The following is a 13,900-nucleotide window of genomic DNA, read 5'->3' as shown; positions in this document are numbered from 1 at the left end:
CAGTTCCAGAACAGAAACAAAATCTATGGTACTTCGGTGTAACATTTACCGCAACCTAGAAACTAATACGCTGGTATGCGTATGATTGCTTTTCATAATAATCCCTTAAGACGTATCGAAAAATGGGGCAGTTTTAGTAATTTGCGACACCTATGACATTATATCCTATCGAATCCGGAAATTTTAAGTTAGATGGCGGTGCAATGTTTGGAGTGGTGCCCAAATCCTTATGGTCGCGCACCAATCCCGCCGATGAAAACAATATGATCGATATGGCAGCGCGCTGTCTGCTTATCGAAGAAGGCGATCGCCTAATTCTTATCGATACGGGAATGGGAAACAAGCAAAGCGAAAAGTTCTTTGGTTATTACTATCGTTGGGGCGATTACGACTTAGAAAGTTCTTTAAAGAAGAAAGGATTTCACCCCGATGATGTTACCGATGTTTTTATGACGCACCTTCACTTCGACCATTGCGGCGGAAGTGTACAATGGAATAAAGACCGAACAGGCTACGAAACCACCTTCAAAAATGCAACTTATTGGAGCAATAAGGACCATTGGCAATGGGCTACTGAACCTAACCGAAGAGAGAAAGCATCTTTTCTTAAGGAAAATATTCTCCCGATGGAGGAAAGTGGTCAGCTAAAATTTGTCGATACGCCTAATGATGATTTTTTAAAAATCAATCCTCTAGATTTCGGCATCTTGTTTGTAGATGGTCACACCGATAAACAAATGATCCCGCATCTTAACTATCAAGGTAAAAAATTGGTCTTTATGGCCGATTTACTTCCAACGGCTGGACATTTACCGCTGCCGTTTGTGATTGGATACGATACACGTCCTCTTTTAACGCTTCCGGAAAAGGAAAAATTTCTAAATACCGCAGCCGATGAAGGATACTATCTGTTTTTAGAGCATGACGCACACAATCATATAATTACCGTTAAACACACAGATAAAGGGGTTCGCTTAGATGAAGTGTTCACCTTCGATGAATTATTTAATCAATAACGACAAATGAATTATTTAAAAACTTCTTTTCTAGCAGTTTCAGCTGCAGTTTTACTAGCTGGTTGCGGCTCTTCCGTAGCCCCAATTGTTTCAACGCCAATTGAAAATATCGATTCGGTTCCATTAAAAACGGCACCCTTAAACGATTCGCAATATGAGCGCTGGGCGGCTGCCGACCTAATGACGGATACCATTCCAGGTATGAGTACCGATAAAGCATACAATGAAATTCTTAACTCACGTAAGGGACAGACAGTAATCGTAGGTGTTATCGATAGTGGTGTCGATATCGAACACGAAGATTTAAAAAATGTTATTTGGACAAATGAAGATGAGATTCCAAATAACAATATAGATGATGATAACAATGGCTATGTAGATGATATCCACGGATGGAACTTTTTAGGTGATATTGTAGGTGAAAACATGGAGTTTGTTCGCTATATCAAGAAATTAGGTCCTAAATATGAAGGCAAAAGTGAAGCTTCCATCAGCGCTGCCAATCGTGAAGAGTTCGAAATGTATCAAAAAGCGATGGCTGAGTATGAAAAAGAAAAGCAACAAGCCATGGGTAATAAGGCTCGTTACGAGCAAATTATCGCTCAGTTGAAACCAGCACATGAAGCCATGAGTGCAAAACTTGGAAAAGAAGATTATAACGCTGAAGAACTAGCGGCTATCGAAAATCCAACGGCTGCAGAACAACAGCAAATCGCTATGCTTACTCAAATGTTGAACTTCGCCGACACGGTTCCCGGCGTTATCGAAGAATTGGAGGGTGGAATCGAATACTTCGAAGGTCGTATGGCAACACACTTCAATGTTGAAAAAGACTTTAGAAGTGTTTTAGGTGACGATCCAGATGATATCACCGATACCGACTATGGAAATAACGATGTGGATGGACCAGATGTGAAGAAGGAAGACGCGCGTCACGGTACCCACGTCGCCGGTATTATTGCAGGAGAACGCAATAATGGTATCGGAATCGATGGTGTTGCCCAAAATGTTGAAATTATGGTGCTTCGTGCCGTACCTGATGGCGATGAGTACGATAAGGATATCGCACTTGCCATTCGCTACGCGGTTGATAATGGAGCTAAAGTTTTAAATACTAGCTTCGGAAAATACTATAGTCCACATCCAGAATGGGTTCGCGATGCCATTCGATACGCAGCCGATAAAGATGTTTTAATCGTAAACGCTGCAGGAAATGATGGTCTTAATTTGGATGAAAGTGAAGTATATCCAAACGACCAATCGGGAACTGGCGCTGAAATTTCAGATAACTTTCTTACCGTCGGAGCCCTTAGCTACGATTACGGAAGTGAAATGGTAGCCTCCTTTTCCAATTATGGAAAAACAAATGTAGACGTGTTCGCTCCGGGTGTGAAAATTTGGGCAACTACGCCCCTAGACACATACGAATTCTTACAAGGAACGTCTATGGCTTCTCCTGCAGTTGCAGGTGTTGCAGCAACCATTCGTTCCCTATATCCAAATCTTTCGGCACCTCAAGTGAAGCAAATTATCATGGATTCTGGTTTATCGTCTAAAAACACCGTTATTTTGGGTGGTGACGAATCGAATACAGAACCTTTTGGCGAGGTTTCGAAATCTGGAAAAATGGTCAATCTATACAACGCATTGATCATGGCCGATAAGATGTCGCGCGCAAACTAAAAAACATATTAAATTCTTAAGACCTGCCTTTTGGCGGGTCTTTTTTTAACTGAAATGGTTATGAATTACGTACTTAAAACTCTTTTGGCACTTATGGTAACCACTACCATGGTTGCCCAGAACAATACTTCGTATTGGCAGCAGAAAGTCGATTATGAGATGGAAATCGATATGGATGTTGAAACCTACCAATACGATGGAAAACAAAAACTAGTATATACAAATAATTCGCCGGAAACACTCGACCGCGTTTTTTATCACCTTTACTTCAACGCTTTTCAACCTGGAAGTGAAATGGACGTACGATCCAAAACAATCGCCGATCCTGACGGACGCGTAGGCGATCGCATTTCAAAACTTTCACCTTCTGAAATCGGATACATCAAACCATCAAAGTTAACCCAAGATGGAAAAAAACTGGAATATGAAGTGGTCGGTACCGTATTGGAAGTGACATTAAACAAACCGATTCAACCAGGCGAAAGCAGTACGTTTAAAATGGAATGGGAAGCACAGGTTCCTGTTCAAATTAGACGTAGTGGACGCAATAACGAAGAAGGGGTAGCGCTTTCCATGACACAATGGTATCCTAAAATGGCCGAATACGATTTTCAAGGATGGCATGCCGACCCGTATATCGGACGAGAATTCCATAGCGTGTGGGGCGATTTTGATGTGAAATTGACCATCGATGCCGATTATACTGTTGGGGGTACCGGTTATCTTCAAAACCCTGAGGAAGTAGGTCATGGTTACGGACCCAAAGGGCTAAAAAATATGAAGCCAAAGAACGGAAAGTATACCTGGCACTTTAAAGCGCCAAATGTACATGACTTCACTTGGGCAGCCGATGATGAATACATTCATGATACCTATGAGGGACCGAATGGTGTAACCCTTCATTTTCTTTATAAAAACAATCCAGAAATCATTGAAAACTGGAAAAACCTTCAACCCAAAACAGCAGAGCTGATGAAGTTCTTCAACGAACACATCGGGGAATATCCTTATAAGCAATACTCCGTGATTCAAGGTGGTGATGGCGGAATGGAATATGGTATGTGTACCTTAATTACCGGAGAGCGTAAATTTGGAAGCCTTGTCGGTGTTACAGCACACGAACTCGCACATAGTTGGTTCCAATTCCTTTTGGCTACCAATGAAGCAAAACATGAGTGGATGGATGAAGGCTTTACAAGTTATATCTCTGCGAGAGCGATGAATGAGGTAATGGATGAAAATAGTCCAAACCCGTTTAGCGGTTCGTATCGAGGCTATAATTATTTAGCAACGAGTGGACAGGAGCAGCCGCTTTCAACCCATGCCGATCGTTATGCCACAAATCGTAATTACGGGATTAGTGCCTACAGCAAAGGTGCCGTGTTTATGGCTCAACTTGGGTATGTTATCGGAGAAGAAAACCTTCAGAAAACGCTCAATCGTTATTTCGATGAGTGGGCCTTCAAACACCCAACACCAAACGATTTTATTCGTGTAGCGGAAAAGGTTTCAGGTTTTGAATTGGATTGGTACCTAACCGATTTCACCCAAACCACCAACACTATCGATTATGGTATTAAGGGTATTGAGACCGCCGGAAATACCACTACGATTACCTTAGAGCGTATCGGACTCATGCCAATGCCAATCGATTTGTATGTAACCTATGAAGACGGTTCGGAGGAAATTTTCCATATGCCGTTGCAGATGGCAAGAGCTGAAAAAGCAAATCCATATCCAAACATGAAATGGACAGTGCTACCCGATTGGGCCTGGGCATACCCAACCTACGATTTTGAGATTTCAAATGGCAAAACCGTAAAAACCATGATGATCGATGCCACTAATAGAATGGCCGACATCAATCCAGAAAATAATAGCTGGGGAATGGATTCAGAATAATTTTTCCCATCAAAAAAGTTGAAAGACCTCCTAGCCAATAGCGAGGTCTTTCTTTTTATCTTTACCCTATGAAGCATTCCTTTCCAAAAGAAGAAAAATTGAAGTCGAAAAAAATTATCGACCGTCTGTTTGTGGAAGGACGTACCTTCAAAAAATTCCCCATTCGCGTGACCTATCTTCCTGTTGAAACATTGGAAAACCACCAAGCGGGATTCTCGGTTCCCAAGCGAAATTTTAAACTGGCCGTAGATAGAAATCGAATAAAAAGGCAGTTACGGGAGGCGTATCGACTTCAAAAACATACGCTTGCTGTCAATAACGGTCTGAAATTTGCGTTGTTCTTTACACACCTCGGGAATAAGAAACACGATTACGAAACCCTCGAACGTGCCATGCATTCCCTTTTAAAACGACTGCAAAATGAAAACCATTAGCGCTCTATTGTTTTTATTCGCCCTAGCCTGTGCAGAGGGACCAAGTTCCGATGCGTCATTTGAGCAAGCTGAAGGTGATTACCTAACTGAAGAAGTAGAAATAGCTCGAGAACAATTGACACCCGAATACACGGCTTCAAAAGAAGTTCAGGAACAGAAAATCATTAAAACCGCTAACCTCGCTTTTTCAACCCAAAAACCTGAGGAAACACATGCGCGCATTCTTCAACTTACACAACAATATGAAGGATTCGTAGCCAACGACAACGCAGGGAAAAGCTATAATCGGATATACCGAAATATGACGGTTCGTATTCCAACAGCTAACTTCCAAAAATTTATAGACGGTATTTCCGAAGGTGTCGAATACTTCGATAGAAGAGATATCTCGCGCCAGGATGTAACCGAAGAATTTGTCGACCTCCAAGCGCGTCTTAAAGCCAAACGCGAACTTGAAAACCGCTATTTAGAATTACTGAAACAAGCTAAAAACGTCAAGGAAATGCTCGAAATTGAGCGTGAACTGGCAACCATTCGTGAAGAAATAGAAGCGAAACAAGGTCGCCTGCAGTACCTTCAGGATCGTGTTTCGATAAGTACCGTTTCCATCGAATTCTATAAGGAAACGTCTGAAACCGGTGTGACCGTTTCCTATGGCCAAAAAATAGTGAACGCCCTTAAAGGTGGCTGGGACGGTGTTTCGGTATTCTTCCTCGGACTGCTATACTTATGGCCTTTGTTCGTTATCGCCTTTATCATTATTTTGGTGGTACGTTGGTTTGTGCGCCGCAAAAAGAAACAATAATATAAGAACGTTTGTTTCGTTCGCTTCAATAGAAACTTGAGTATGAAAAAGAGAATTCTCCTTCCCATTATAGCTGTTGCCATTTTTTTTACGACAACGGCCTTTAAAAACGATTTCTTTGAAATCGCTAAACAGATTGAAATCTTCACCACGCTTTATAAGGAGCTGAACATGAATTATGTGGATGAAACCACGCCTTCACAACTCATGGATAAAGCAATTAAGGGTATGTTGGCCGATCTCGATCCCTACACGGTGTATTGGAATGAACAGCAGGTGGAAGATGCACGTATTAACAATTCTGGTGTGTATACCGGAATCGGTGCTTCGGCGCGAACTGAAAAAGATAAGATCATTATTATCGAACCCTATAAAGATTATCCTGCCGATAAAGCTGGATTAAAGGCGGGCGACGAACTGATTAAAATAGATAACGTAGCTATTGCCGATTTTGAAAACGATGCAGGAGAACTGCTAAAAGGAGCACCAGGATCTACCGTACAGGTTACCTACCTACGTCAGGGGAAAACGAATACGGCAACCATTACGCGCGATGCGGTAGATGTGAATGCGGTACCGTATTATAAGTTGATGGATGATAATATTGGCTATATCGTACTAAGCAAGTTCAACCATAAAACGACCAAGGAAACCAAGGCAGCCTTAGAAGACCTTAAATCGCAAGGAGCCGATAAGCTTATTTTGGATTTACGTGGAAATCCAGGTGGATTGTTAAATGAAGCGATCAATATTGTGAACCTTTTCGTGCCAAAAGGCGAAGTGATTACGACAACGAAATCGGCTGTTGAAAAATACAATAAAACCTATCGCACTCGAAACGATCCCGTCGATACCGAAATTCCGTTGGTGGTGTTAATAAATGGAAGAAGTGCTTCCGCCAGTGAAATTGTTTCCGGTGGACTTCAGGATTTGGATCGCGCTGTGGTTGTAGGGGCTCGAAGCTTCGGAAAAGGCTTGGTACAGCGACCTAAAAAATTGACCTATGGTACGCAGCTGAAAGTAACCATTTCACGTTACTATACGCCAAGCGGACGTTGCATTCAGGCGTTGGACTATTGGAATCGAGATGAAAATGGAGACCCTATTCGTGTAGACGCGAAGGAATACAATTCCTTTAAAACCAAAGGTGGGAGAACGGTATATGACGGAGGTGGAATCTTACCGGATATCGAATTGGAAACCGCTGAATTTAGTCCGATTATTACGGCCCTGTTGAAGGATCAGGCTATTTTCGATTATGCTACAAAATATTACTACAATCATACCCACGATTCTTGGGAGAATTTTGAAGTGACCGATGCCGACTTTCAGGATTTTATGAAATTTTTAAAGCAGCAAGGCTTTGAATATGAAACTGAAACAGAAGAAGCATTGGAGGAAGCGCTTCGCAAAGCGGAAAATGACGATTTAAAGGATGATATTCAAGGTAGCTACAAGCAACTGATGGCTTCCTTAGACACCGCTAAAGAGAAACGCATTCTAGAAGAAAAGGTGAAGATTAAGTCACTTTTATCCGATGAAATATTGAAGCGTTATTTCTACCGTGACGGTCTGTACGACTATCAAACCACCCACAACCCTGAAATTTTGGAAGCAGTATCTGTGTTGAAAGATTCGAATCGCTACAGTAAAATCTTGAAATAAACCAAAAATGGAGGCCTTCCTCAACTTTTTTGAAACCATGCCCATATGGATGAAAGCCGGTTGGGTGGTGTTTGTATTGGCTATTTTTTGGATATTGGAAGGCTATTATTCACTAGTAACCCTGAAGTATAAGAAATGGAAACATGCAAAGGTCAATCTTAGTTTATTGGTATTTGTAATGATCATCAATGCGGTGTTTGGTTTGTTAACAGCTGGTGTATTTCTATGGTTGAACGATACGCAATTCGGACTACTACATCTTTTTGAAGCGCCACTTTGGGTTGAATTGTTGCTTTCCTTACTCGTATTGGATTTTATCGCACAATACGGTGTTCACTATTTGCTTCACAAAGTGCCGCCGTTGTGGCGACTTCACATTGTGCACCATAGTGATAAAAATGTAGATGTTACTTCGGGTACACGTCACCACCCATTAGACTTCGTCCTTCGCGAAACCTTCGCAATCCTCGCGGTGGTGATTATGGGTATGCCGATTGCCTTTTACCTTTTTTATCGAATTCTTAGCGTCCTTTTCACCTATTGGACTCATGCGAATATTTCACTTCCGTTGGCATTGGATAAGGGATTGAGTTATGTCATCGTCACTCCTAACATGCATAAATTTCACCATCATTACGAACTGCCGTGGACCGATAGCAACTATGGAAATATGTTCAGTATCTGGGATCGGTTGTTTGGAACCTTCGTGTATGAGGATGTTAAAAAAATTCAATATGGCGTCGATTTGGCCGATCATACCGACGATGAAAATTTATGGGTTCAGCTTGGCATTCCCTTCAACAAAACGGTTAAATCGAAGTCGAAGTAGATTTCCTATTTTTGTTATAGCTTATCTGTAGTACTATAATTTAAAGACAAAAAACATCCCATCCTAGCCTTCCCTTCAAAGGGAAGGGTTATTATTCTTCTTCCCTTGAGAGCTTGTCCCGTTCGGGAAACGGGAGCAGATGAAAGAGGGGTGTTTGTAATATATGTATTTCCATAAGTTCCTATTCTTTTAATTCGGAAAGTGAAATGGGTTTTACATCATATAAATTACATCTTAACAAATCTTTAAAACATTGTTTCCGTTACTTTTTATATATTATTGGTTATGGTACAAGTAGACAAACAGGAAAGCACAGCAGTTTTAGAGGAATCCGTAGCCTATTTAGAGAAGAAAGGCTTTGAAAACATCAAGGCGGATGTAGAAGGGTATGAAACCCCAAAATCGTATAACAAAAAAGGAAGCGACATTTCGATAACGCCTGATATCGTGGCAGAGCGCGCCGGGATTAAACATTACTTCGAAGTAAGTTTAAAGTCGGAAAAACCGAAACTTTTAAAATCTAAGTGGAAGTTTTTGGATGCGTTGACCCGTATGCGAAACCATCGCTTCAAAATTATTACACGTCGTGGCCATTATAAGTTTACGCGTGAAATGTTGGCGGACATAAACTTAGAGAAGAATTTTATTAAGTTGTAACCATGGCAATGTGGGGAATACCATCTTCTAGGTATCCTTCCCCAACCTTTTGAAAGCCATGTGCTTCGTAAAACTTTGAAAGATACTGCTGGGCCGAAAGCTTAATTGTTTCGGTCCCGTAGTATTTTTTTATGGCCTGCATGGAAGCCTTCATGATATTGTGTCCGTAGCCGTATTTCCGTTCACTCATTTTCACCACAACTCTTCCTATGGCGGCTTCTTCAAAATAATCGCCTGGAGCAAAACAACGGGTGTAGCCGACTACTTTTCCTTCCTTGGTTCCGATAACGTGTAGCGCCTTTCGATCCTTTCCATCGATATCTTGGTACACGCAATCCTGTTCTACTACAAATACTTCACTTCGTAACTGCAGTAAATCGTACAGCTCGTCTGTTCCTAATTGATCGAATGTTTTTACAACTATTTCCATATTAATCCTGAACGATTATATCCTTATCATCATCCTTTCGATATTCTGGCTGAATATTTACATGGTTGATTCCAAATTCATCGTGCAATTGGGCTTCAACACTATGCAAGATAGCATCAAATTCCGATAGCTTTATATCTTCATGAAAATCGATATGTGCTTCCAAATGTGTTTCCTCTTCATTTAATTGCCATATGTGGATATGATGAATATTCTTGATTTTCGGATGTTTTTTAGTCACCACATCCCGAAGTTTCGTCAGTTTAATCTCCTCGGGAGTGAACAACATTAAAACATTGAAGGAACTCTTCAACAAACCAAAGCCCATGATCAAAAGATACAAAGCAATAAGAACAGTAAGGACACTGTCTACCCAAAACCAACCAAAATACAGCATCAAAATACCTCCTACTAATACCGCTACCGAAGCTGCCATATCGGTCATTAGGTGAAGATAAGCCGATCGCATGTTCATATTCTCCTTAGACGATTTATGAAGTAGCAATACACTAAATCCATTAAATAAAATACCCAACAAGGCTAACCAAATAACTAGTCCGCTTTCGATTTCGTGTGGATTGAAAAAACGCTCGATTGCTTCATAAATGAGATATACCGCAACGATCAACAAAGTGGCGGCATTTACAAAAGCAGCAATAATCTCGGCCCTTTTGTAGCCAAAGGTTTTATCGTAGGAAGCTTCCTTTTTAGAATATTTATCAGCAATATAACTGACGATCAAGGAAAGGACATCGTTAAAATTATGAAGCGCATCCGAAAGCAACGAGAGACTTCCTGATATCAATCCCCCAATTACCTGCGCCACGGTGATGCCCACATTCAGAAAAATCGAAATCAATAAATTCCGACCTTTCAAATCATGGGCGTGTGAATGATCATGGGAGTGTTCCATAAATTAAGAGCAGGCAATTTTATTCACCCTTCTCTCATGACGACCACCCTCAAAAGCAGTGTCTAAAAAGGTTTTGACCATTTCAATAGCTTGAGGTTCGCTGGTGAAGCGTGCTGGAATGCTCAATACATTTGCGTCATTATGTTCACGCGCCAAAGCTGTAACTTCTTTTGACCAACACAAGGCCGATCGTACTTTTTGATGTTTGTTCGCAGTCATGTTAGCACCATTTCCGCTTCCGCAGATAATAATACCAAAATCAACAGTACCATTTTCAACATCTTCTGCTACTGGATGTACAAAATCTGGGTAATCGACGCTGTCGGAGCTATCGGTTCCATGATTGGTTACTTCGTGGCCTTCACTTTCTAGATATTCGACAATAGCATTTTTATAGTCGGTACCGGCGTGATCGTTTCCGATGGATAGTTTCATAAGAATGGTTTTCTACAAAGATAGGTATTTGTTAGGGTGAAATAAACAAGGGTAGTTCAACTTATACACGAATGAAAAGGATGTTTCAAAATAGTTAACAAGGCTGTTGATAGGTGTTAATTTCTTTCCAAGAAAAAAATTTGGAAATAAGGTGGCAATTCTTCATATGGAAATTTTTAAAGAAGATTCCATAAAATATCCGGTGAATTTCTTAGTGAGTTTTCAGACTCAATGTTGAAACTTTCAACAGGGAAGTGAACGTCAATTTATCAAAAAAAAGGTGTCAATTTATGTTGTTGACAACTGTTGAAGAAAAGTAGAAAAAGCATCATTCTCAGTAGCTTTCAATATTAAGAGAATGTTAACAAACTGCAAACAACTATTACTAACTCAAAATCCAAAAAAAAACGCTGAAAAGTTTTCACGGTTTTCAACAACCTATAATAGACATCATTTAGATTTAAAAAAATTTATAAAAAAAGAAAGATGATTATATATATGTTGACAACTGTTGAAAGGATGGTTTAAACAATTCGAAGTGGATCGGAATTGTTCAAACTGTCGATCAGTTTCTGCGCCTGTTCGATGTCGTCCTGGTGTACGCGGAGTCTGATGCCGCCGAAGGCGTTGCTATGAAAGGGAAGGACGCCAATCATCGTTTCATTCTGAAACACAAAACGAAGCTCATGCTGTTCCAAGAGCAGTCGAAGAACGGCGTACTCGCTTGGAAAAGTAAAAATAGCAATGGTTTTAAAATGCTCCATTTATGGGTATGTTATCACAATGAAATGAGTAGGTTACGAGCCTATAACAAGGTACTAAAAGTTTGCCAATCGTACTACTGCATTCTTTTATAAACACTACATTTGCGCGTAATAAGAACAATGTATGTCCAAACGATTTAAGAGAAAAAAGAAAAATACCCAAATACAAGGCCTAACCAACAAGATTTTATCTATCCTTCGGAAGCATTCCAAGCAACCGCAAAACTACAAACAGATTGCTCATCAATTAGGTGTCGACGATGCCAACAGTCGCAATCAGATTACCAAAAAATTAAAGAAGCTCAAGGAAAGTGGTAAAATTGAAGAGCCTAAGAAGGGAACCTATACCATTGTTCCATCAAAGGATTATTTTACCGGAAAAATGGATCTTACCAGTCGCGGTCAAGGCTATGTCATAGTAGACGGATTGGAGGATGATATCTTTGTTTCCAATCGAAATTTGAACAAAGCCCTGAATGGCGATATTGTCGAAGTATATGTCTTTAAGCGAAGAAAGAAAGGAAAGACAGAAGGTGAGGTAACCAATATCTTACAGCGAAAGCGAACCGAGTTTGTTGGGGTTATCGATATCCATAAAACCTTTGCCTTTGTTGAATGTAAGGACTACAATATGTACACCGATATTTTCGTACCTATCGGAAATATTGGCGAAGCGAAAAGCGGTGAAAAAGTGTTGGTTGAAATAAAGGATTGGCCAGCAGGTGCCGATTCGCCTATCGGAAGCGTGAAAAAAGTGCTGGGAAGCCCAGGCGAACACCATACCGAGATACATTCCATTTTGGCACAATACGGGTTGCCGTATGAATTTCCAAAGGAAGTAGAAGATTACGCGAATAAAATCGATACCAGCATTCAGGAAAAGGAAATAAAGAAGCGACGCGATATGCGCGATGTACTTACCTTCACTATCGATCCCAAGGATGCGAAGGATTTTGACGATGCACTTTCATTTCGGGAAATGGAAAACGGCAATTACGAAATAGGCGTTCATATAGCGGATGTTTCACATTACGTTACCCCAGGAAATATTTTGGATGACGAAGCTTACGAACGTGCCACTTCTGTGTATTTGGTCGATCGGGTGGTACCGATGTTACCAGAGATTCTTTCCAATCAGGCCTGTTCACTTCGTCCGAATGAAGAAAAATATACCTTCTCTGCCGTTTTTCAAATTGATGATAAGGCCCGTGTTCAAAAACAATGGTTTGGAAGAACGGTAACCTATAGCGATGCGCGTTTTGCCTATGAAGAAGCGCAACACATTATTGAAAATCCGAAAGCAAGTCCACACGAAATTCCAGCTAAAATTTCACTTACGGGCAAGCAATATCAAGTAGACCCTAAAATTGCTGAAGCCGTTTTGGAAATGGATCGCTTGGCTAAAATTCTTCGAAAGAACAGGATGCGCCACGGCGCTATTTCCTTCGATAAGGTGGAAGTGAAGTTTAAATTGGACGAGCAAAACGAACCGGAAGGTGTTTACTTCAAGGAAAGTAAGGATGCCAATAAGCTGATCGAGGAATTTATGTTGTTGGCAAATAGGAGTGTGGCCGAATTCATCGGTAAAACGAAGAAAGGAGAAAAGGAAAAAACATTTGTATATCGGGTTCATGACGAACCGGATGATGAAAAAATCGCAGCGCTTGAAAATATTATTAAGCGTTTTGGGTACAAAATGGATACCCGCGATCGGAATTCTACATCCAAAAGCCTGAATAAGTTGTTGAAAGATGTGGAAGGAAAGAAAGAACAAAACCTGATCGATACCCTTGCCATACGAAGTATGAGCAAAGCGATTTATACCACGCATAATATCGGTCACTACGGTTTGGCGTTCAATTATTATACGCATTTCACTTCCCCCATCCGACGATATCCCGATGTAATGGTGCATCGATTGCTACAAAAATATCTCGATGGTGGTAAATCTGCCAATCAGGAAAACTATGAGGAAAAATGTGCCCATAGTAGTGAAATGGAGAATTTAGCTGCCAATGCGGAACGCGACAGTGTGAAGTATATGCAGGTGAAATATATGATGGATCATAAAGACCAAGAATTTATAGGAGTGATTTCTGGAGTAACCGAATGGGGAATCTATGTTGAAATCATCAGTAACAAATGTGAAGGTATGGTCAGACTTAGCGATCTTAGCGACGACCATTATGTATTTGATAAAGAGGAATATGCGGTGGTCGGTCAGCGGACTCATACGAAATATACATTAGGCGATGAAGTGTATGTACGCGTGAAGAATGCCGATTTAGTTCGCAAGCATTTGGACTTTACGATGATTGGAAGTCGATCTGAGGTTGAAGGGTAAGCAGGGAATTCGTATTTTTACGT

13 protein-coding genes are annotated in these 13,900 nt (G+C 40.7%); 9 read left to right on the top strand and 4 right to left on the bottom strand.

What is annotated here, in order from left to right:
* The first annotated feature begins 152 nt into the window (after window positions 1–152).
* The 8 genes from I4Q58_RS06880 (at window position 153) to I4Q58_RS06845 (ending at window position 8,991) form a co-directional block, all read left to right on the top strand.
* The gene (locus I4Q58_RS06880; RefSeq protein WP_203295151.1) at window positions 153–1,016 is read left to right on the top strand and encodes an MBL fold metallo-hydrolase; all 864 of its coding nucleotides are present in this window, start codon (window positions 153–155) and stop codon (window positions 1,014–1,016) included.
* A 6-nt stretch (window positions 1,017–1,022) separates the two neighbouring features.
* Window positions 1,023–2,699, top strand: a complete 1,677-nt coding sequence (locus I4Q58_RS06875; RefSeq protein WP_203295149.1) for a S8 family serine peptidase — start codon at window positions 1,023–1,025, stop codon at window positions 2,697–2,699.
* Window positions 2,700–2,753: 54 nt separating this feature from the next.
* Window positions 2,754–4,601, top strand: a complete 1,848-nt coding sequence (locus I4Q58_RS06870) for a M1 family metallopeptidase (protein WP_203295568.1) — start codon at window positions 2,754–2,756, stop codon at window positions 4,599–4,601.
* 68 nt (window positions 4,602–4,669) lie between these two features.
* Window positions 4,670–5,035, top strand: a complete 366-nt coding sequence (gene rnpA / locus I4Q58_RS06865) for a ribonuclease P protein component (RefSeq protein ID WP_203295147.1) — start codon at window positions 4,670–4,672, stop codon at window positions 5,033–5,035.
* Window positions 5,022–5,840: a DUF4349 domain-containing protein gene (locus tag I4Q58_RS06860; RefSeq protein WP_203295145.1), complete on the top strand. Its 819-nt coding sequence runs from the start codon at window positions 5,022–5,024 to the stop codon at window positions 5,838–5,840. The genes rnpA and I4Q58_RS06860 overlap by 14 nt, the downstream gene beginning before the upstream one ends.
* A gap of 42 nt (window positions 5,841–5,882) precedes the next feature.
* Complete coding sequence (locus tag I4Q58_RS06855; RefSeq protein WP_203295143.1) at window positions 5,883–7,505, top strand: S41 family peptidase; 1,623 nt, start codon at window positions 5,883–5,885, stop codon at window positions 7,503–7,505.
* A gap of 7 nt (window positions 7,506–7,512) precedes the next feature.
* Window positions 7,513–8,334, top strand: a complete 822-nt coding sequence (locus tag I4Q58_RS06850) for a sterol desaturase family protein (RefSeq protein WP_203295141.1) — start codon at window positions 7,513–7,515, stop codon at window positions 8,332–8,334.
* Window positions 8,335–8,619: 285 nt separating this feature from the next.
* Window positions 8,620–8,991, top strand: a complete 372-nt coding sequence (locus tag I4Q58_RS06845; protein ID WP_203295139.1) for a hypothetical protein — start codon at window positions 8,620–8,622, stop codon at window positions 8,989–8,991.
* Here I4Q58_RS06845 and I4Q58_RS06840 read toward each other — a convergent pair.
* The 4 genes from I4Q58_RS06840 to I4Q58_RS06825 form a co-directional block, all read right to left on the bottom strand.
* Complete coding sequence (locus tag I4Q58_RS06840; protein ID WP_203295137.1) at window positions 8,981–9,421, bottom strand: GNAT family N-acetyltransferase; 441 nt, start codon at window positions 9,419–9,421, stop codon at window positions 8,981–8,983. The two genes, I4Q58_RS06845 and I4Q58_RS06840, sit on opposite strands and share 11 nt — an antisense overlap.
* Before the next feature lies 1 nt (window position 9,422).
* Window positions 9,423–10,334, bottom strand: coding sequence for a cation diffusion facilitator family transporter (locus I4Q58_RS06835; protein WP_203295136.1), 912 nt, complete (start codon window positions 10,332–10,334; stop codon window positions 9,423–9,425).
* A gap of 3 nt (window positions 10,335–10,337) precedes the next feature.
* Window positions 10,338–10,769 carry an RpiB/LacA/LacB family sugar-phosphate isomerase gene (locus I4Q58_RS06830; RefSeq protein ID WP_203295134.1) on the bottom strand — a complete coding sequence of 144 codons (432 nt, stop codon included), beginning with the start codon at window positions 10,767–10,769 and terminating at the stop codon, window positions 10,338–10,340.
* Window positions 10,770–11,293: 524 nt separating this feature from the next.
* Window positions 11,294–11,533 carry a DUF2007 domain-containing protein gene (locus tag I4Q58_RS06825; protein WP_203295132.1) on the bottom strand — a complete coding sequence of 80 codons (240 nt, stop codon included), beginning with the start codon at window positions 11,531–11,533 and terminating at the stop codon, window positions 11,294–11,296.
* A 124-nt stretch (window positions 11,534–11,657) separates the two neighbouring features.
* Between I4Q58_RS06825 and rnr the strand changes: the two genes are divergently transcribed.
* On the top strand, window positions 11,658–13,877 hold the full coding sequence (gene rnr / locus I4Q58_RS06820) for a ribonuclease R (RefSeq protein WP_203295129.1): 2,220 nt from the start codon (window positions 11,658–11,660) through the stop codon (window positions 13,875–13,877).
* Window positions 13,878–13,900: the final 23 nt, after the last annotated feature.

This window comes from Luteirhabdus pelagi (genome assembly GCF_016827595.1).
Taxonomy (GTDB): Bacteria; Bacteroidota; Bacteroidia; order Flavobacteriales; family Flavobacteriaceae; genus Luteirhabdus; species Luteirhabdus pelagi.
Note: the sequence above shows the minus strand (reverse complement) of the source record. Positions and strands in the feature narration are given on the sequence as shown.